An 18,487-nucleotide genomic window follows, 5' to 3' on the forward strand; every position below is an offset into this window, starting at 1 on the left:
CTGGCAAGAATGGATCGCGTCGTCAGGCGGCCACCGCTTCCCGGATCAGCGCACCCCGGATCTGGCAGAAATCGGCGAAGGCCTCGACGAAGCCCGCGCATTCCTCCGGCCCCACCATCAGCGACAGGGCCAGCATCCCGCGCCGCGCGATGTAGTAGCCGCGATCCAGCAGATCGAGGAACAGCAGTTCCTTCAAGGCCTGGTTGCCGCGCGCCGCTTCCTCCGCATCGCGCGGCGGCGTTGCCATGAAGTGGAAGGCCATCATGCTGCCGCGGCCGGTGACGCAAAGCGGCAGGTCGCCGGCCGCCGCCTGCAGGGCCTCGCGCAGCGCATCGCCGCGCGCATTGTGGGACACCGCGACCTCCGGCGTGTAGATCTCGGACAAGGCGGCGATGCCGGCGGACATGGTCAGCGTGTTGTTGTTGAAGGTGCCGGCATGCGGCACGGCATCCGGGCGGCGCGGGTCGAAGATCGCCATCAGATCGGCGCGGCCGCCAAAGGCGCCGAAGGACATGCCGCCGCCCACATATTTGCCCAGCGTCGTCATGTCCGGCGTGATGCCGGTGAGTTCCTGCAACCCGCCAGGGGCGAGGCGGCTGGTCATCACCTCGTCGAAGATCAGCACGGCGCCGGTCTCATCCGCCAAGGCGCGCAGGCCGCGCAGGAAGGCATCCTCCGCCGCGATGCAGCCGCCGCCGCCCAGCATCGGCTCCAGGATGATCGCGGCCAGGTCGCCGGCATTGTCCCGCGCCAGGGCGGTGGCTTCCGCTAGGTCGTTATAGCCGGCCAGCACCACCCTGTGCGGCACGTTGATCGGGTTCGCGCCGGGGCCGAAGGTCATGAGGCCGCCGTGATAGCCACCGCGAAACCCCAGAATGGTCTTGCGACCCGTCGTGATGGTGGCGCAGGCCAGGGCCAGCAGATTCGCCTCGGTGCCCGAATTGGTGAAGCGCAGTGTCTCCAGCGACGGGAAGCGGTCGCGCACCAAGCGGGCGAAGCGGGCCTCGAAGGGGTTGTGCGCGGTCAGGTTCACGCCGGTGTCCAGCGCCCGCAGCACGGCGGCGCGGATCGCGGGATGGGAATGGCCGAACAGGCCGGCGGTGAACTCGCCGATCATGCTGACATAGCTGTGCCCATCCAGGTCGCGCACCCGGCATCCCTCCCCGCTCTCGGCGGTGAAGGGAAAGGGGCCATGGAACAGCACGCTACGGGTATTGCCGCCGGGCATCACCTGCGCGGCTTCGGCATGGCGCGCGGCGCTGGCGGGGCGGCGGGCGGCGTAGCTCTCCCGCGCCTCGATCAGGGCATCTTCCAGCACGGCGTTGCGGACGGACATGGGCACTCTCCTGCGCGCGTGCCGAAAGGCTATTCCGCCGCGTCGCGGGCCGCCAGACCGGCCCGGATCTCGGCGCCGTGTTCGCCCAGGACCGGCGCCGCCTTGCGCACATCCGGCGGTGTGTCGGATAGCCGGAAGGGTGTTGCGAGCGTGGCGCGAAGGCCGGCCTCCGCGCCGGGAATGTCGGCGACCACGCCCATCGCAGCCGCCTGGGGATGCGCCAGCGCCTCGTCATAGGACAGCACCGGCTCGGCCGGGATGCCGGCGGCGGTAAAGGCGGCCAGCCAATGATCGCGTGGCTTCTGGCGCAGCCGGGGCGCCAGGATCGCCACCAGCGCCTCGTTGTTCGCCACGCGATCGGCATTGGTGGCGAAGCGCTCATCGGCCAGCAGTTCGGGCATCTCCAGAATGCCGCAGAAGCGCTGCCAGAAATGCGCCTGTGCCGCGCCCACCGTCATCCAGCCATCGGCGGCGGGAAAGGCGCGATAGGGCGAGTTGCCGCGATGCGCCTGGCCCAGCCGTTCCGGCCGCGTGCCCAGCGCCAGCACATGGGCGGCCTCATACACACCCAGCGACAAGGCGGAGGTGAACAGCGCCGCCTCCACCCGCTGCCCCTGCCCCGTGGCGTGGCGGGCATTCAGCGCGGCCAGGATGCCGATCGCCGCCTGCATGCCTGCCGTCAGGTCGCTGATGGCGATGGGCAGGCGGTGCGGCTCGCCCTCCGGCGGCCCATTGCCGGCCATCAGCCCGGCCATGCCCTGGGTCATCAGGTCGAAGCCGCCATGCCCGGCCCAGGGGCCGGACTGGCCGAAGCCCGAAATGCTGGCGAGGATCAGGCGGGGATGCGCCGCGTGCAGCGCCTCCCACCCCAGCCCCATGCGCTCCAGCGTGCCGGGCCGGAAGTTCTCCACCAGCACATCGGCCCGGGCCACCAGCGCCCGCAGCGTCACTGCATCGGCCGGGTTCTTGGCATCCAGCACGATGCTGCGCTTGTTGCGGTTCCAGACATCGAAGGGCGCGCTGCGACCATCGACGAAGGGCGGCATGCTGCGCGCCTCATCGCCCCCGCCCGGCCGTTCCACCTTGATGACATCGGCGCCGAGGTCGCCGAGCAGCATGGTGCAATAAGGGCCGGAGAGATGCGTCGAGAGGTCGACGACGGTGATGCCAGCCAGCGCGCCCGCCATGGCGTCAGGCGGCCACGATCAGGTCGCGCGGGCAGTCCTTCGTCCAGTGGTGGTTGCCATCCTCCGCCACCAGGAATGTCTCCTCCGTGTGGTGGCGGCAGCCGTCATGATAGTAGCTGTATTCGACGCAGAGCACCGAATTGGCTTCCACGACCGTGCGGTTCACCGCGTTCATGCGGGGTTGCTCGTGGCTGCCGAGGCCGATCCCATGGCCGAGGAATTCACGCGGAAACTTTTCGAGATGCTTGCTGATCTGCTTGTAGCCGCGCTCAAAGATCTCGCCGCCCGTCACGCCGGGGCGGATCCAGGCGCAGAGGTCGAGTTGCACCTCGTTCAGCCATTTCCAGATGTCCTGCTGCCGCTGGCTGGCCTCGCCGATGAAGTAGCTGCGCACGAAGTCGGCGGAATAGCCGAGCACATTCGCGCCCATGTCCACCTTCACGAAGTCGCCACGCTGCAAGACGTAGTCGCGCGGAAAGGGATCATGCGCGGCGAAGGAATTGGCGCTGCCGGCCGCGACATTGATGAAGTTCACCGCGGTCGCGCCTTCCTGGAGCATGGTCAGGCAGGCGGTGCGGTGCAGGTCGGTGTCGGTGGCGCCGGGCTTGATGGCGGCGCGGAAGGCGGCGTGGGCCTTCACGGTGATCTCGGTGGCGCGCTTCAGCCGACGGATTTCCTCCGGCGTCTTGACCATGCGCACCATCTCCATGTCGAAGGAGATGTCCTCCACCATGTTGCCGGCCAGCAGCCCGTCCAGAACGGTGCGGAAGCCGCTGGTCAGGTTGTCACCCTCCGTGCCGACCTTCATCCCCTTCACGCCGCGCTCGGTCAGGATCGCCTTCGCGGCGCCCGCGAAATCGTCGTAGAAATGCGTGTCCACATCGGTGAAGAATTCCGCCATGGCGTAGGCGCGGACATCCTCGATCCAGGTCAGCGTCATCGCCAGGTGCAGGTCGACGGCGGCCACCACGAAGGCGGGCTTCTTCGCCGGGTCGCGGAAGTAGAAGACGCAGAAGGGGCGGTAGCCGAGGTTGCCGCCATTGTGGAAGAACTCGCTGATGTAGCGGGAATTTTCCACGCCCCGGACGATGACGAGGTCGAGCCCCTTGCGGTCCATCATCGCGCGCATGCGGGTTTCGTTGAAGATCGTCGGTGTTCTGGACATGGTTTTCCTATCCCTCGCCCTCGGGCGCAGTGACTCTCAGTCGGAGCGCGGGCCTTTGGCCCGCGTCGCGATCAATCCAGGCGCAGCCCCGTCTGCTGCACCACGCGGCGCCATTTTGGCACCTCCTCCGCCAGGAAGGCGCCGAGCGCCTCCGGCGTTCCGGGCGCCGGCTCGAAGGCCTGGCGCTTCAGGAAGTCCTGCACCTCCGGCAGGCGGATCACGGCGGTGATCTCGGCATTCAACCGCGCCAGGACCGGCGCCGGCACGCCGGCGGGCAGCAGGAAGGCCTGCCAGGAATTCACCACCACGCCCGGCACCACCTCCGCCATCGTCGGCACATCCGGCGCGAAGGGCGACCGCGCCTCGGAGGTCACCGCCAGCGCCCGCACCTTGCCCTCCTGGATGAAGGGCAGCGCCGCCGGCAGGGTCATGATGCCGCCCTGGATATTGCCGGCCACCGTGTCCTGCACGGCCGGCCCGCCGCCGCGATAGGGCACATGCGTCAGCGGAATGCCGGCATGCACCAGCTGCGCCACCGCCATATGCCCGGGCGAGGCGGTGCCGGCGGAGCCGATATTCATCGGCGCGCCGCTCTTCGCCAGGGCGACGAACTCGGCGAAAGTCCGCGCCGGCACGGAGGGATGCACCACCAGCACCTGCGACAGCGTCGCGATCATGGTCAGCGGCTGGAAGTCGCGCAGTGGGTCGAAAGGCAGGTTGGCGAAAAGGCTGGGGTTCACCGTCAGCGGCTCGCTGGCGATCAGGATCGTCAGGCCGTCCGGCCGGCTTTTCGCCGCCGCGTCGAAGCCGATATTGCCGCCGCCGCCGCTGCGGTTCTCCACCGGCACCTGCCAGCCCAGCCTTTCCCCCAGATGCCGCGCCGTCAGCCGCGCCAGGATATCCAGGCTGCCGCCGGGGGCGGAGGGTACGATGATGCGGATGGGACGTCCGGGAAATTCCTGTGCCCAGGCGGGCGCGGCAAGGCTGCTGAGGGCTGCGGCAAGCGCCGCGCGACGGGTGATGGGCATCAGCCGGCTCCTGGCTCGGGGTTCAATCGACGATGAAAAGCTTCGCCCCGATGGCGGTGCGGCTGCGATGAGGCTCCGCATTCTCGGCCACCTGGTAGGAACAACCCTCCCGCATTCTGAAGACCCGGCCATCGGCCAGTTCCGTCTCCAACTCCCCTTCCATCACCAGCAGCACATGGCCACGGGAACACCAGTGGTCGGCCATGTAGCCGGGGGAATAGGTCACCATCCGCACGCGGATATTGCCCACCTCCAGCGTCCGCCACAGCGCATGGCCGGTTTCACCCTCATGCCGGGTCTCCGGCCAGCCGGACCAATCCGCCACCTGGAAGGGCACGCCCTCGATGATCATGACTTTGGATCACCCCTTGCAAAATTTTCTGCGTGTCAGTTGCATACCAGACCGTTGACGGCGATGCCGCAAGCAGAAAATGTAGCGCACCCTGATGCCGTGGAGGCATCGGAACCGGAGGCCCATGCCATGCTCCCCCCAGGTTTGCGCTGCTTCCTCGCCGTCGCCCAGGCCGGCTCGATGCGCGAGGCCGCGCAGCGGCTGCGCCTCGCCCAATCCGCCATCAGCCGCCGCATCCAGCAGTTGGAGGAGGAGCTGGGCGTGCAGCTTCTGGAACGCGGCGCGCGCGGCGTCGGCCTGACCCCGGCCGGCGAGATCCTGCTGCATCATGGGCGGGAGGCGACGCATCTGACGGAGCGGCTGCGCGCCGACCTCGACGCGCTGCGCGGGGTGCGGCGCGGCCATGTCGTGCTTCGGCTGGTGGAAAGCTTCGCCGCCAGCGGCCTCGCCGCCGGGCTGGCCGCCTTCCGCGCCGCCTATCCGGCGGTGACGCTGGATATCGCCGTGGTGGGGTCGGAGGCGATCCTGGCCGCGCTGCACGACCGCACCTGCCATCTCGGCATCGCCTTCAACCCAAGCGCAGACCCGGAGGTGGAGGTGCTGGCCTCCGCCGCCGAGCCCTTCGCGGTCATGCTGGCGCCGAACCACAAGCTGGCGGATGCACCGAGCCTGACTCTGGCCGATCTGGCCGGCATGCCGCTGGTCGCGCCGTCGCATCTGGGCAGTTCGCGCGGCCTGTTCGACACCGCCTGCCGCGCCGCCCGGGTGCCGATCCGGCCCGTATTGGAGACCAATTCGCCACACGTCGCCGCTGCCTTCGTGGCCGATGGCAAGGGGGTGGCGGTGATGGTGCCGCGGGTGCTGGCACTGCATCTGGAACTCGGCAAGGTCCGCGCGGTGCCATTGGCCGATCCGCTGCTGAATGGCGGGCGAATCGCGCTGCTCGCCCGCCGCGGCCGCCGTCTGCCCGCGGCGGCGGAGGCGCTGTCGGCCAGCCTGGCGCGGGTGCTGGAACAGGCGCCCTGAACCGTCGCCCGCCGATTGGGCCTGCAAGCGGTACTGATGGTGGACCTTGGCCCGGCCTGCCGCGCTGCCCATCTCCAGGGCGGAGGGCAGCAAAGATCATGGCAAGCGGTTGGGCGCCGGATGGCGCGGTGCAGGATCAGATCGACGACACGGTGCGGGACGGCATTCTGCGCGCCCGCGCGCGGATGAATGCCGGCCCGGGCGAGATCCACTGCGTCGAATGCGGTGAGGAGATCCCGGAAGCCCGCCGCGCCGCGCTTCCGGGCGTGCGCACCTGCGTCGCCTGCCAATCCGCCCGCGACAAGCGCCCCAGCGCCTTCGGCATCAACCGCCGCGGCAGCAAGGACAGCCAGCTCAAATAACGGCGGCAAGTGCTTCCCGCTGCTCGGGCGTCATGTGCAGGCCGAGGCGGGAGCGGCGCCAGAGGATGTCCTCCGCCGTGCGGGCCCATTCCTCCCGCATCAGCCAATCCACCTCCCGCTGGGTCAGCCCGGCGCCGTGGTCCTGGCCCAGATCGGCCAGTGAGGCCGCCTCGCCCAGCAGGTCCGGCACTTCGCTGCCATAGGCACGCACCAGTCGGGCGCGCAGCGGTGCCGGCAGCCAGGGAAAGCGGGCGGCGATCTCCGTCTCGTAGCCGGGCAGGTCGCGCCCGCCAAAATCGCCGCCCGGCAGCGCAGCCCCCGCCGTCCAGGCCGGCGCCTGCCGTCCCAGCGCATGGGCAAGCTTCTCCACCGCCTCCTCCGCCAGCCGGCGATAGGTGGTGATCTTGCCGCCATAGATGCTGAGCAGCGGCGCCGCGCTGTCATCCAGTTTCAGCACATAGTCGCGGGTGATGGCGGAGGGGTCGTCCGATCCGTCGTCGTACAGCGGCCGCACGCCGGAATAGGACCAGACGATCTCGGCCGGCGTCACCGCGCGCCTGAACTGGCGGCTGACGGCGGCACAGAGGTATGCGGCCTCCTCCGGCGTGCAATGGGCCGTCGCCGCATCGCCCTCATGCGGCACATCGGTGGTGCCGACCAGCGAGAAGCGCCCCTGATAGGGGATGACGAAGACCACGCGGCGATCGTCGTTCTGCAGGATATAGGCCTGCTCGCCCTCATACAGCGCCGGCAGAACGATGTGGCTGCCCCGGATCAGGCGCACGCTGCCGGCGCGCTTCGCATGGGTCGCATCCTGCGCCGCCATCACCCAGGGGCCGGCGGCATTGACCAACGCCTTGGCGCGCAGCGTCTCCTCCGCCCCATCCCCGGCGCGCAGCCGCACGGTCCAGCCATCGGCGTCGCGGGCGGCGTCAACGAAAGCGGTGCGGGTGCGGATGGTGGCGCCGCGGCGGGCGGCGTCCTTGGCGTTCAGCACCACCAGCCGGGAATCCTCCACCCAGCAATCCGAATAGGCGAAGCCATTGGCGATGGCAGGTGACAGCGGCGCGCCGTAGGGATGGGTCCGAAAGTCCAGCCCCTCCGCCCCCGGCAGGCTGACCCGTCGCGCCAGGTGGTCATAGAGAAAAAGCCCGGCGCGGATCAGCCAGCGCGGCCGCATCTCGGCCCGGTGCGGCAGCACGAAGCGCATCGGCCAGACGATGTGGGGTGCGATGCGCAGCAGCACCTCGCGCTCGGCCAGCGCCTCCCGCACCAGGCGGAACTCGTAATGTTCCAGGTAGCGCAGCCCGCCATGCACGAGCTTGGAGGAGTTGGAGGAGGTGCCGCCGGCCAGGTCGCCCCGCTCCACCAGGCAGGTGGAAAGGCCACGCCCGGCGGCATCCCGCGCGATGCCCGCGCCATTGATGCCGCCCCCAATCACCAGCAGGTCGAATGCATGTCCCATCGCGCCCTCATGTGGGGCCGGGCGATGGCTGGCAAGCCCCGGCGGGTCGCGGCGCTACATCTGAAGGTTGGCCATCCGCACCACGGCCTTCCACCGCGCATCATCGCCGCGCATGACCTCCGCCAGCTGGGCCGGCGTCTTGAACCAGGGTTGGAGCCCGGCCCGGATCAACTTCTGCTGCAGCTCCGGCTCCGCCAAAGCGGCGGCGCTGTCCGCGCGCAGGCGTTCCAGCACGGGTGCCGGCGTGCCCGTCGGCGCAAACAGCGCGATCCAGGAGGAATAGTCGTAGCCCGCCACCCCCTGCTCCGCGACGGTCGGCACCTGCGGGTATTCCGGATGCCGCTCCGGCCCGGCGAAGCCGATGAAGCGGATATTGCCGCTGTCCTTGAAGGGCAGCGCCAGTGTCTGGGCGATGAACATCACCTGCACATGCCCGGCCGCCAGGTCGGCCGCCGCCGCGGCCGCGCCGCGATAGCCAACCTCCGTCATCTTCACCCCGGCCATGGCCATGAACATCTCGGTGGCCAGATGCTGCGGGCTGCCGGTGCCGCCGGAGGCGTAGTTGAGGTCCCGCGTCTTCGCCAAGGCCACCAGCTCCGCCACCGTGGTCGCCGGCACGTCCTTATGGACGCCGAGGAAGGTCGGGATATTGGCGATGCCGGCGATCGGCTGGAAATCGGCGAAGGGATCGAAGCCCAGGCGCCGGCGCTGGACATTCGGCAGGATCGTCAGGATGGAATTGTTCAGCGCCGCCAGGGTGTAGCCATCCGCGGTGGCACGGGCGGCGCGCTCGGCGCCGATCAGCCCGGCCGCGCCGGTCAGGTTCTCCACCACCATGCGCTGGCCCAGCTTTTCCGACACCCGGTCGGCCATGATGCGCAGCGCGATGTCGGAGGCGGTGCCGGCCTGGAGCGGCATGATGATGCTCACCGGTCGGCTCGGCCAGGGTGCCGCCTGGGCCAGGGCCGCCGTTGGGCCGGCGCCCAGCGCTGCGATGCCTGCGAGCAGTTGGCGGCGCGATGACACGCCGAAGGGAGCGCAGGGCTGGTGGCGCTGCTGGGTCATTCTTGGTTCCTCCGCCAGGCTAAAAGGGGGTCCGGCGGCGCCATGTGGACATTGGGCGATTGGTCTGTCAATTGGTTTGTCATTGGGTGGAAATGGTCGGGGAGAACAGGCCGTGCGAATCGCCATGGCGGGCTATCAGGGGGCAAGCTCCGTGCATACGCGGGCGCTACGGGCCCTGGCCGCGACGCTGTCCGGACAGGGCTTCGCGCCGGAGGTGCTGGACGACATCACCTCGGCCGGCGGCACGGCGCGCGGGCTGTTCGATGCGGTGGAGGCCGGTGACGGACGGCAGCTCTGCTACATGGCCTCCGGCTATCTCAGCGCGCGGGTCCCGGCGCTGGGGGCGCTCGACCTGCCCTATGCGGCGCCGGACCGCGCCCGGCTGTTCGCGGCGCTGGATGGCGCGGCGGGGGCGCATATTCGCGCGGCGCTGGAGGCCGGGACCGGGCTGCGGCTGCTCGGCTTCTGGGACAATGGGCTACGCCACCTGACCAATGCGCGCCGCCCGATCCGGACCCCGGCCGATTGCGCAGGCCTCGTCATCCGCACGCTGGACAATGCCACCTACCAGGCCGCGCTTGCCGCGATGGGCTTCCGGCCGATGGTGACGGATGTGGCCGGGCTGCGCGCGGCGGTGGCCAGCGGCGCGGTGGATGCGCAGGAGAATCCGCTGACCAACCTGCTGGGCTTCGGCCTGCAGGCGCATCACCGCCATGTCAGCCTGACCGGGCATATCCAGGGCGTGGTTCTGCTGGCCTGCCACGCCGCCTGGCACGATGCCCTGCCGCCCACCGCGCGAACGGCGCTGCACGAGGCAGCGCGGGCGGCGACGCTGCGGCAACGGCAATGGGCGGCGGAGGAGGATGCGCTGGCGATGCAGGCCCTGGCGGCGGAGGGCATTTCCGTTCTGGGACCGGAGGATATCGACCTGCCGGCCTTCCGGGCTGCCTGCGCGCCGGTGGCGACGGAGGCCGCGAAGGATCTGGACCCGGCCTTGCTGGCGGCGCTCCGCTAATCCTCGGCCAGCGCCCGCGCGGTGCTTTCCAGGTGCCGCCGCATCGCCTCCGCCGCGCCGCGCCGGTCGCGGCTGGCGATGGCGGCGATGATGGCGTCGTGCTCGTCGAAGGAGTGGTAGTCGGCGGAGGGCCCCTCCGGCCGGCGCGCCAGATGGCCCCAGACCACGGCGCGGCGCACGCCATTCACCAGCCGCTCCACCTCCAGCATCAGCCGGTTGCCGGAGGCTTCGGCGATCAACTCATGCAGCCGGAAATCCGCCTCCTCATAGGCGGCCCAGCTCGGCGCGGCGCGCGCGGTGGCGGCCAGACGGCGCAGCTCCGCGATCTGGGCGGCGGTGGCGCGCAGGGCGGCGAGGCGGGCCAGTTCCGGCTCCACGATCAGCCGTGCCTCCATGGCCGCGGGCGGGCTGGTGTCCTGCGCCAGGTCGCGGATGTCCGGCCGGCCCGGCACGCCGGGCGCCGGCTGGGCGCGGGTGGCGAAGGTGCCCTTGCCGACATGGCGCCAGACCTGGCCCTCGGCTTCCAGCACCGCCAGGGCCTTGCGCACCTCGCCACGATTGACGCCGAGGCGCGCGGCGATCTCGCGTTCCGGCGGCAGGCGGCCGTCATCGGGCAGGGCGGCGCCCATCAGCCCATGGCCCGCCAGCCAGGCGCGCAGTTGCGGCAGAACGCCGCGCGGTTCGAGCACTCCATCCATGCCGCATGGCGTAGCGGGGCGGCGCGGCATTGGTCAACCAATTCTTCACGACTGCCCGCTGACACAGCCTTCGCTTGCATTGGTTCACCAATATGCCAATATGGCGCACCAATTTGGGCCAATGCGCCCCTCAGGAGCCGCCGCGATGTCCACCTCTTCCCCCGGCGTTCGTACTTCCCCCGAGATGCCCATCCCCGAGCGGATGAAGGCCTGGGTTCTGGGCGGGCCGGATGAGCTGTTCCAGACCACCAAGCCGGTGCCAATGCCCGGCCGGGCGGAGGTGCTGGTGCGAATCGACGCGGTGGCGATCTGCGCCACCGACCTCGAGATCATCCATTACGGCTCCCCGGCGAAATTCCAGGGCGGCCTGCCCTTCCACAAGAACTTCACGCCGGGTCATGAGTACATGGGCACCGTGGCGGCGCTCGGCCCGGGGGTGGATGAGTACCGGATCGGCGAACGGGTGACGGTGGAAATCCATGCCGGCTGCGGCCAGTGCAAGCGCTGCCGCCAGGGCATGTACACGGCCTGCCTCAACTACGGCCAGAACTACGGCGATGTGGACAAGGGCCACCGCGCCAATGGCTTCACCACCGATGGCGGCTTCTGCGAGTACCAGGTGAACAACATCAACACCCTGGTCCGCGTGCCGGATTCGATGACCGATGAGGAGGCGACGCTGGTCGTCACGGCCGGCACCAGCATGTACGGGCTGACGGAGCTCGGTGGGCTGGTGGCGGGGGAAAGCGTGGTGGTGATCGGCCCCGGCCCGATCGGGTTGCTCGCGGCCGGCGTTGCCAAGGCGCTTGGCGCCACGCCGGTGGTGCTGGTCGGCACGCGGGACGGGCGGCTGGAGATCGGCCGCAAGCTGGGCGCCGACCGCGTGGTGAATGTGAAGAACGAGGATGCTGTGGCGGTGGTAAAGGAGCTGACGCGCGGCCTCGGCGCCGACTACGTCATCGAATGCGCCGGGACCCAGGACGCCATCAACATGGCGACCGCCATGGTCAATCGCGGCGGCAAGATCTGCCTCGCCGCCTTCCCGCATGACCCGGTGACGGTCGACCTGCCGCAGATCGTGCGCAACAACGTCTATCTCTATGGCATCCGCGGCGAGGGCCGCAGCGCCACGCATCGCGCCATGGCCTTCATGGCGGAACGCCGCTTCGATGCGCGGCTGGTCCATACCCACAGCTTCCACCTGGACGACCTGCCGGAGGCGCTGCGCCATGCCCGCGACCGGGTGGATGACGCGATCAAGGTCGTGGTGAAGACGCGCGGCGCCGCGGCGCAGCGCCTGGCCGCCGAGTGAGGAACGCCGAGATGACCCAGGACACTCCCACCCTCCCGGCCCCTGACGGCTGGCCCGAGGCGCTGCGCCAGGAATTCCTGGACAACCAGTTCAATGGCTGCGTTGGCAGCATCCTGGTTTCGGAGACGGAGAAGCTGCGCGTCTGGCATCTGCGCCTGCCGCCCGGCAAGCGCTGCAACTTCCACCGCCATGTGCTGGATTATTTCTGGACCGCGCACAATCCGGGCAAGGCGCGCGGCTATTACCATGACGGCCGCATCGTCGATGTCACGCATCATGCCGGGGAGACGAAGCACTTCACCTTCCCGGCCGGCGACTTCTTTGTCCATAGCGTGGAGAATATCGGCGAGACCGAGCTGCTGTTCACCACGGTCGAGTTCAAGGACAGCGGCAATACGCCCCTGCCGGTGCCGGCCGAAATGCGCCTCCAGGCCGCCTGAAGCCTACCGCCGGATCAGGATATAGTTCACCGTCAGGTCGATGGTCACGCCCGCCGGATCGACCGGCGGCGGGAAGGCCGGCAATTGGGCACCGCTGAAGGGAAAGGTGGTGCCGAAGTTCAGGGAAGGTGAGCCGGAGGGGGTGAGCAGCCGCACGCTGCGCACCTGCCCATCCGGCCCCGCCACCACCCGCACCCGCACCGTCCCGGATTCACCCTGGCGCAGCGCCTCCATCGGATAGGACATATTGCGGTCCAGCCAGCGCCGGAAGGCGCCGCGCCAATCCGCGCCCACCTGCGCGCCGCGGACCTGGAGGTTGGCGTCGGCATTGGCCTCCCCCCGCAGGATGCGCGGATCGATGCTGAGATCGAGGCCGCGCGCGGTCGGGCGGCCAGCCGGCACGCTGGGCCGCGCCGGCGCGTTGAAGGACAGGCCATCCGGCGCCCAGATCACCCCGGGCGGCAGGGCGGGCGCGGCACGGCGGGCAGCCGCTGCCGGCCGTGGCGGCACGGGCGGGGCCTGCGGGGGTGGCGTGGGCAGGGCTTCAGCGGGCGCTTCGTCGGCCGGGGTCGGCTCCGCAGGCAGGGGTTCGGACAGCGGCGGCGGCGTAGGGACAGGCCGCGGCGGTTGCGGCCTGGGTGGCTCGGGGCTGGGCGCCGCCGGCTGGGGTGGCGCCGGTTGGGGCGGCTCTGGCCTTGGCGGCTGGGGCGGTGACGGCTGGGGTTGCGGCAATGGCGGGGTGGCCGCAGGGGGCGGTGGAGCGGGCGCGGAAGGCGGTGCCGGGGCAAGGCCCTGCGGCGGCTCGGCTGCCGGCTGCTCGGGCTGCCCACCCTCGAACACGACCTCGATGGCCGGCGGCGGCAGGTCCGGCAATTCGCGCGGCGGCAGCGCCAGATACAGCGCCAGGACCCCATGCAGCAGCAGGGAAGCCACCAGCCAGGCCAGGATGCGCCGCCGACGCCCGCCACGCCCCGCGACAGCCCGCATCGGCGCGACAGTTGTGCCTTGCGCCAGCGGTGGCGGATCGCGCCGAGGGACCTGGCACGGCGCCCTGCGAAAATGCGGCATGGCGCGGGTCGGGCGACGGTGGGGTGAGAGGTCTGCCAAGGGGTCCGTTGTGACGTTCCGCCCGGCATAGAGGATTCCGCGATGCCGCGGAAATCAGCCCCTGGTGACGAAATGTGCCGCCGGCGCCGAAACCACGCATGCACGCCATCCGGACGATCCCATCCCGGGCGGCGTGCCGCACAAGGAACCGCCTCCGGCAAAGCCGGGGCGGTTCGCCCCTCAGGCGGCCTGGATCGCCTGCCAGATCCGCTCCGGCGTCGCCGGCATGTCGATGTGCCGGATGCCGTAGACGGACAGCGCATCGACCAGCGCGTTCATCACCGCCGGCAGGGACCCGGCACAGCCGGCCTCACCGCAGCCCTTGGCGCCCAGCGGATTGGTCGTGGCCGGGACCGCATGGCTCACGAAGCCGATGGAGGGCATGTCCCCGGCCCGGGGCAGCGCATAGTCCAGGTAGCTGCCGGTCTGGAGCTGGCCATCCTCGCCATAGCCGACGCTTTCCAGCAGCGCCTGGCCGATGCCCTGAGCGATGCCGCCATGCGCCTGGCCGGCCACGAGCATCGGGTTCACGATCACGCCGAAATCGTTCACCGACATGTAGCGGTCGATAGTGACGATGCCGGTCTCCGGATCGATCTCCACCTCCGCAATATGGCAACCATTGGGATAGGCCTGGGGCGCCTGGTCGAAGACATGGGTGACGTCCAGCGTCGCCGGCACACCCTCCGGCAGGCTGGGCGCCTGCCGCAGCCGGGCGGCGAGCTCCATGATGCCGATGCCACGGTCGGTGCCGGCGATCAGGAAGCGGCCCTCGCCGCCCTCCGGATGGGCCTCGAATTCGATATCGGCGGCCGCCGCTTCCAGTGCCCAGGCGGCGGCCTCGCGCCCCTTCTCCACCACCAGCTCCGCCGCCTCGACGATCGCGGCGCCGGAGGCCATCAGGGACTTCGACCCGCCAGTGCCACCACCGGCGATCAGCTCGTCGGAATCGCCCTGCAAAAGGCGGATCTGGTGGAAGGGGATGCCGATCGACTGGTGCAGCACCTGCGCGAAGGCGCTCCAATGGCCCTGGCCGTAGTCCAGCGTGCCGGTGATGATGGTGACGGTCCCGTCCGCCTCGAAGCGGATGCCACCCTGTTCCTTGGTCGGCGGGGCGGTGCATTCCAGGAAGTTGCCGACGCCGAGGCCACGCAGCAGCCCGCGCTGCGCACTCTCCGCCTTGCGGGCCGGGAAGCCCGCGACATCGGCGGCTCCCAGCGCGCGGTCCAGCAGCGCGGTGAAGTCGCCACCGTCATAGATGCTGCCGGAAGCGGCGGCGTACGGGAATTCCGCCGGCTGGATGTGGTTTCGGCGCCGGATGTCGAGCGCGCTGATCCCCATCTCCAGCGCCGCTGTCTCGATCAGCCGCTCCATGAAGTAATTGCCCTCCGGCCGCCCCGCGCCGCGATAGGCCGAGACCGGGCTGGTATTGGTGAGCAGGCTGCGGGTGATGACCTCGATCAGCGGCGTGCGGTAATTGGCCTGGACGTTCTTCCAGAAATTGGCGGTGGCCATCAGCGGCGCCACGGTCGACAGGTAGGCGCCCATATTGGCGAAGGAGGTCAGGCGCACGGCGAGGAACCGGCCCTCCGCATCCAGCGCCAGTTCGGCATCCACCTCATGGTCGCGGCCATGCTGGTCGGAGAGGAAGCTGCTGGTCCGCTCATCCGTCCACTTCACCGGCAGGCCAAGCGCCTTCGCCGCATGCAGCAGGCAGAGATATTCGGGATAGGCATTGGCCTTCATCCCGAAGCTGCCGCCGACATTGCCGGTCAGGATGCGCACCTGCTCCTTAGGGACCTTGAGCACCTCATTCGCCATCTGGGCGCGCAGGCCGAAGACGCCCTGGCAGCCAACGCGCAGGACGTAGCGGTCGTCCTCGAAGCTGCCGATGGCGCTGCGCGGCTCCATGGCGCAGACGACGATGCGGTTGTTGCGCAGGGACAGGCGGGTGACATGCGCGGCCTGGGCGAAGGCCTCCGCCACCTTGGCGCTGTCGCCCTGCTGGAAGTCCAGCACCTCATTGCCCGGGATGTCATCATAAAGCTGCGGCGCGCCGGGGGCCGCCGCGGCGGAGGCCAGGGTGACGGCGGGGAGCGAGTCGATGTCCAGTTCAACCTTTTCCGCCGCGTCCTTGGCCTGGGCACGGGTCTCGGCCACCACGAAGGCCACGGGGTCTCCCACAAAGCGCACCTTGTCGGTGGCCAGCGCCGGGCGGTGGGTGGTGCGCAGCGGCGAGCCGTCCCGGTTCTTCAGCGGCATGCCGCATTTCATCAGGCCATAGCCGGCGGCCGCGAGGTCGGCGCCGGTCCAGACGCCCAGCACGCCCGGCATTTCCCGCGCGGTTTCCGTGCCGATGCCGCGGATCACGCCATGGGCATAGGGGCTGCGCACCATCACGGCCCAGACCTGCCCGGGCAGCGCAATGTCATCCGTGTAGCGCCCCTTGCCCGTCAGCAGGATGGGGTCCTCGGCGCGGGGAACGGACTGCCCGATACCGAACTTCAGGCGGGTCGGGTCCAGCATATTGTGATCGGGCATCAGAACCTCGCGGCGGTTAGGCAATGGAGATGGGGAGCGATCGGCGGCGGTCCATGATCGGACGCCCGGGCCGGATGGCCAAGCCTTACGGCCGGACAGTCTGCCGCAGCCAGGCCGCATAATCGGCATAGGCCGCTTCCGGGGTGAAGATCGGCGCCCAGCCGAGCGCGGCAGCCCGGTCGATGGCCATCAGCCCGCGCGGCCTCGTCTCGTTGAAGGAAATGTTCGGCGCCTCCCCCGGCGCCGCATGGCGCCAGGAAAAGCCGGGCATGACGGCGGCCAGGGCATCGCAGCAGGGGCCGGCATGCGGCGCCCAATCCTGCGCGGAGGCCAGGTTGAAGACCCGGCCCGGCGGATCGGCGCAGTCCAGCAGCGCCAGCAGCCCGGCGACGAGATCCCGCACATAGATCCAGTCGTAGCGCGGCAGGGGCGCCGGCGGCAGGATCGCCACCTCCCCGCGCAGCGCCGCCTGGGCGATCGCCAGATGCGGGCTGAGCGTGTCGCGCAGCCCGGTATCCCGCTCCCAGGGCCCAAAGGTCGCGCCGATCCGCGCCGCCACCGCATCCAGGCCCCAGAGCCCCGCCAGCCGGAGGCCAGCGCGTTCCACGGCGTATTTGGTCACGCCATAGAGGCTGATCGGCATGCAGGGCGTGGTGACCTCGTCCAGCAGCGGATAGGCATAGGCGGATTCGCCATAGACGGCGGAGGAGGCCGGCAGCACCACGCGCCGCACCGTGCCGGCATCCCGCGCCGCCTCCAGCGTGGCGATGACGCCGTGCAGATTAACATCCAGCACCAAAGCCGGCGCAGCCGCTTCCCGCGCCGGACCAGCGGTGATGGCGGCAAAGGGGAAGACGCGGTCGATCCGCCGTTCGGCGAACAGCCGCGCCAGGGCGGCCCGGTCACGGACATCGCCGGTCACCACCTCCAACTGCCCGGGCAGACGGGCGAAGACGTCGCCGGCCGGTTCCGGCAGTGCCGTCTCCTGCCCGAACACCACCACATGCTCGCCCCGGGTGAGCAAGGCCTCGACGAGGTTCAGGCCGACGAAGCCGGCGCCTCCGGTGACGAGGATGGCGGTCATGGGCAGCTCCTTGAGACACGCGAATTTGGCGCCGGCCCCTGGATATCCCGTGCCGCCCGCCGCAGTAAGCCATGCATGAACAATGCCGCCCCGCCGACAGACGTGCAGAACCCCGCGGTCACCATCATCGGCGCCGGGCCCGCGGGCCTGATGGCGGCCGAAATCCTGGCCCAGGCGGGGCTGCGGGTGACGGTCCACGACCACATGCCCTCGGTGGGCCGCAAGTTCCTGATGGCCGGGCGTGGCGGGCTGAACCTGACGCATGGGGAGACGCTGGAGACCCTGCTGGGCCGCTACCAGCCCGCCGAACCCCTGTTGCTGCAAGCCATTCAGGGCTTTCCGCCGGCCGCGCTGATCGCCTGGTGCGAAGGGTTGGGCGTGCCGACTTTTCGGGGCAGCAGCGGTCGCATCTTCCCCGGCAGCCTCAAGGCCTCGCCCCTGCTGCGCGCCTGGCTGGGGCGGCTGAATGCGCTGGACGTGGAGATCCGCACCCGCAGCCGCTGGACAGGCTTTGACGCGCAAGGGCACCCCTGTTTCGAGGGCGGCACAGGCGAGCGACCGGAAGCGACCATCCTGGCGCTGGGCGGCGCCTCCTGGCCCCGGCTCGGCTCCGACGGGCTGTGGCCGGCCCAGTTGCCGGAAGCGCGCGTTACCCCCTGGGCGCCGGCCAATATGGGCTTCACCCTCGATTGGTCGGCCCATTTCCGGGAGCGCTTCCAGGGCATGCCCCTGAAGCGCATCGGCCTGCGCTTCGCCGGCCGGACCCTGCGGGGGGAAGCCATGGTCACCAGGACCGGGCTGGAGGGTGGCGCACTCTATGCTTTGTCCGCGCCGCTGCGGCAGGCGATCGCCGATATCGGACAGGCCGAGATCGAGCTGGACCTGCGCCCCGATCTCAGCGCGGCCGTGGTGGCGGAACGGATGGTGGCGCGGCCGCGCGCGGAATCGCTAGCGAATGGCCTGCGCAAGGCGCTGGCCTTGCCTCCGGTCGCCATAGGGCTGGTGCAGGAGGCGCTGCGGGCCGGGGCCTCACCCCCTCCGGTGGCGCAGTTGGTCAAGGCTTTGCCGCTTCGCTTGACCGGTGTTGCCCCGATCGAACGGGCGATCTCCTCGGCCGGCGGTCTTGCCTGGTCCGAACTGGATGCAAGGCTGATGCTGCGCGCGCGCCCCGGCGTCTTCGCCTGTGGCGAAATGCTGGACTGGGAGGCACCGACCGGCGGCTACCTGCTGCAAGGCTGCTTCAGCACGGGCGTTGCCGCCGCCCGGGGCGTGCTGGACTGGCTCGCCGGGACCCACGACTGAGC

The 18,487-nt window shown here is 70.1% G+C and carries 17 protein-coding genes; 6 read left to right on the forward strand and 11 right to left on the reverse strand.

Annotation, left to right across the window (positions count from 1 at the left end; genetic code table 11):
- Positions 1-22: 22 nt before the first annotated feature.
- The 5 genes from JJQ90_RS00995 to JJQ90_RS01015 form a co-directional block, all read right to left on the reverse strand.
- Entirely contained in the window at positions 23-1,336 is a 1,314-nt protein-coding gene (locus JJQ90_RS00995; protein WP_216872612.1) for an aspartate aminotransferase family protein, read from the reverse strand.
- Positions 1,337-1,365: 29 nt separating this feature from the next.
- The gene (locus JJQ90_RS01000) at positions 1,366-2,523 is read right to left on the reverse strand and encodes a CaiB/BaiF CoA transferase family protein (RefSeq protein WP_216872613.1); all 1,158 of its coding nucleotides are present in this window, start codon (positions 2,521-2,523) and stop codon (positions 1,366-1,368) included.
- 4 nt (positions 2,524-2,527) lie between these two features.
- A complete protein-coding gene (locus JJQ90_RS01005) occupies positions 2,528-3,688 on the reverse strand; it encodes a M24 family metallopeptidase (RefSeq protein ID WP_216872614.1) in 1,161 nt (386 codons plus the stop codon).
- A gap of 71 nt (positions 3,689-3,759) precedes the next feature.
- Positions 3,760-4,716 carry a Bug family tripartite tricarboxylate transporter substrate binding protein gene (locus tag JJQ90_RS01010; protein ID WP_216872615.1) on the reverse strand — a complete coding sequence of 319 codons (957 nt, stop codon included), beginning with the start codon at positions 4,714-4,716 and terminating at the stop codon, positions 3,760-3,762.
- Between the two features lie 22 nt (positions 4,717-4,738).
- On the reverse strand, positions 4,739-5,068 hold the full coding sequence (locus JJQ90_RS01015) for a DHCW motif cupin fold protein (RefSeq protein WP_216872616.1): 330 nt from the start codon (positions 5,066-5,068) through the stop codon (positions 4,739-4,741).
- A 129-nt stretch (positions 5,069-5,197) separates the two neighbouring features.
- Here JJQ90_RS01015 and JJQ90_RS01020 point away from each other — a divergent pair, with 129 nt between their 5' ends.
- Both JJQ90_RS01020 and JJQ90_RS01025 read left to right on the forward strand, forming a co-directional pair.
- Positions 5,198-6,094 (forward strand): LysR family transcriptional regulator, encoded by an 897-nt coding sequence (locus tag JJQ90_RS01020; protein ID WP_216872617.1) that lies wholly within the window; start codon positions 5,198-5,200, stop codon positions 6,092-6,094.
- Positions 6,095-6,192: 98 nt separating this feature from the next.
- Positions 6,193-6,456, forward strand: coding sequence for a DksA/TraR family C4-type zinc finger protein (locus JJQ90_RS01025; RefSeq protein ID WP_216872618.1), 264 nt, complete (start codon positions 6,193-6,195; stop codon positions 6,454-6,456).
- Here JJQ90_RS01025 and glpD read toward each other — a convergent pair.
- Complete coding sequence (gene glpD, locus JJQ90_RS01030) at positions 6,449-7,921, reverse strand: glycerol-3-phosphate dehydrogenase (protein ID WP_216872619.1); 1,473 nt, start codon at positions 7,919-7,921, stop codon at positions 6,449-6,451. The two genes, JJQ90_RS01025 and glpD, sit on opposite strands and share 8 nt — an antisense overlap.
- 54 nt (positions 7,922-7,975) lie before the next feature.
- A complete protein-coding gene (locus JJQ90_RS01035) occupies positions 7,976-8,986 on the reverse strand; it encodes a Bug family tripartite tricarboxylate transporter substrate binding protein (RefSeq protein ID WP_216872620.1) in 1,011 nt (336 codons plus the stop codon).
- Positions 8,987-9,098: 112 nt separating this feature from the next.
- Here JJQ90_RS01035 and JJQ90_RS01040 point away from each other — a divergent pair, with 112 nt between their 5' ends.
- Positions 9,099-10,001, forward strand: coding sequence for a TRAP transporter substrate-binding protein (locus JJQ90_RS01040; protein ID WP_216872621.1), 903 nt, complete (start codon positions 9,099-9,101; stop codon positions 9,999-10,001).
- On the opposite strand, the gene JJQ90_RS01045 is transcribed toward JJQ90_RS01040, so the two are convergent.
- Complete coding sequence (locus tag JJQ90_RS01045) at positions 9,998-10,690, reverse strand: FadR/GntR family transcriptional regulator (protein WP_216872622.1); 693 nt, start codon at positions 10,688-10,690, stop codon at positions 9,998-10,000. The genes JJQ90_RS01040 and JJQ90_RS01045 overlap by 4 nt on opposite strands.
- A 154-nt stretch (positions 10,691-10,844) precedes the next feature.
- Here JJQ90_RS01045 and JJQ90_RS01050 point away from each other — a divergent pair, with 154 nt between their 5' ends.
- Positions 10,845-12,011: a zinc-dependent alcohol dehydrogenase gene (locus tag JJQ90_RS01050; RefSeq protein ID WP_216872623.1), complete on the forward strand. Its 1,167-nt coding sequence runs from the start codon at positions 10,845-10,847 to the stop codon at positions 12,009-12,011.
- Between the two features lie 11 nt (positions 12,012-12,022).
- On the forward strand, positions 12,023-12,451 hold the full coding sequence (locus JJQ90_RS01055; protein ID WP_216872624.1) for a cupin domain-containing protein: 429 nt from the start codon (positions 12,023-12,025) through the stop codon (positions 12,449-12,451).
- Between the two features lie 3 nt (positions 12,452-12,454).
- Here the strand turns inward: JJQ90_RS01055 and JJQ90_RS01060 are convergent, their stop codons facing one another.
- The 3 genes from JJQ90_RS01060 to JJQ90_RS01070 all read right to left on the reverse strand — a co-directional run bounded on the left by JJQ90_RS01060 (position 12,455) and on the right by JJQ90_RS01070 (position 17,183).
- Complete coding sequence (locus tag JJQ90_RS01060) at positions 12,455-13,438, reverse strand: energy transducer TonB (RefSeq protein WP_216872625.1); 984 nt, start codon at positions 13,436-13,438, stop codon at positions 12,455-12,457.
- Between the two features lie 300 nt (positions 13,439-13,738).
- Positions 13,739-16,099, reverse strand: a complete 2,361-nt coding sequence (locus JJQ90_RS01065; protein ID WP_216872626.1) for a xanthine dehydrogenase family protein molybdopterin-binding subunit — start codon at positions 16,097-16,099, stop codon at positions 13,739-13,741.
- 85 nt (positions 16,100-16,184) lie between these two features.
- Positions 16,185-17,183 carry an NAD-dependent epimerase/dehydratase family protein gene (locus tag JJQ90_RS01070; RefSeq protein WP_216872627.1) on the reverse strand — a complete coding sequence of 333 codons (999 nt, stop codon included), beginning with the start codon at positions 17,181-17,183 and terminating at the stop codon, positions 16,185-16,187.
- 75 nt (positions 17,184-17,258) lie between these two features.
- Between JJQ90_RS01070 and JJQ90_RS01075 the strand changes: the two genes are divergently transcribed.
- Positions 17,259-18,485 (forward strand): BaiN/RdsA family NAD(P)/FAD-dependent oxidoreductase, encoded by a 1,227-nt coding sequence (locus JJQ90_RS01075; RefSeq protein ID WP_216872628.1) that lies wholly within the window; start codon positions 17,259-17,261, stop codon positions 18,483-18,485.
- The last annotated feature ends 2 nt before the right edge of the window (positions 18,486-18,487 follow it).

It is taken from the genome of Falsiroseomonas oleicola (assembly GCF_019029495.1).
In the GTDB taxonomy this organism is placed as follows: domain Bacteria; phylum Pseudomonadota; class Alphaproteobacteria; order Acetobacterales; family Acetobacteraceae; genus Falsiroseomonas; species Falsiroseomonas oleicola.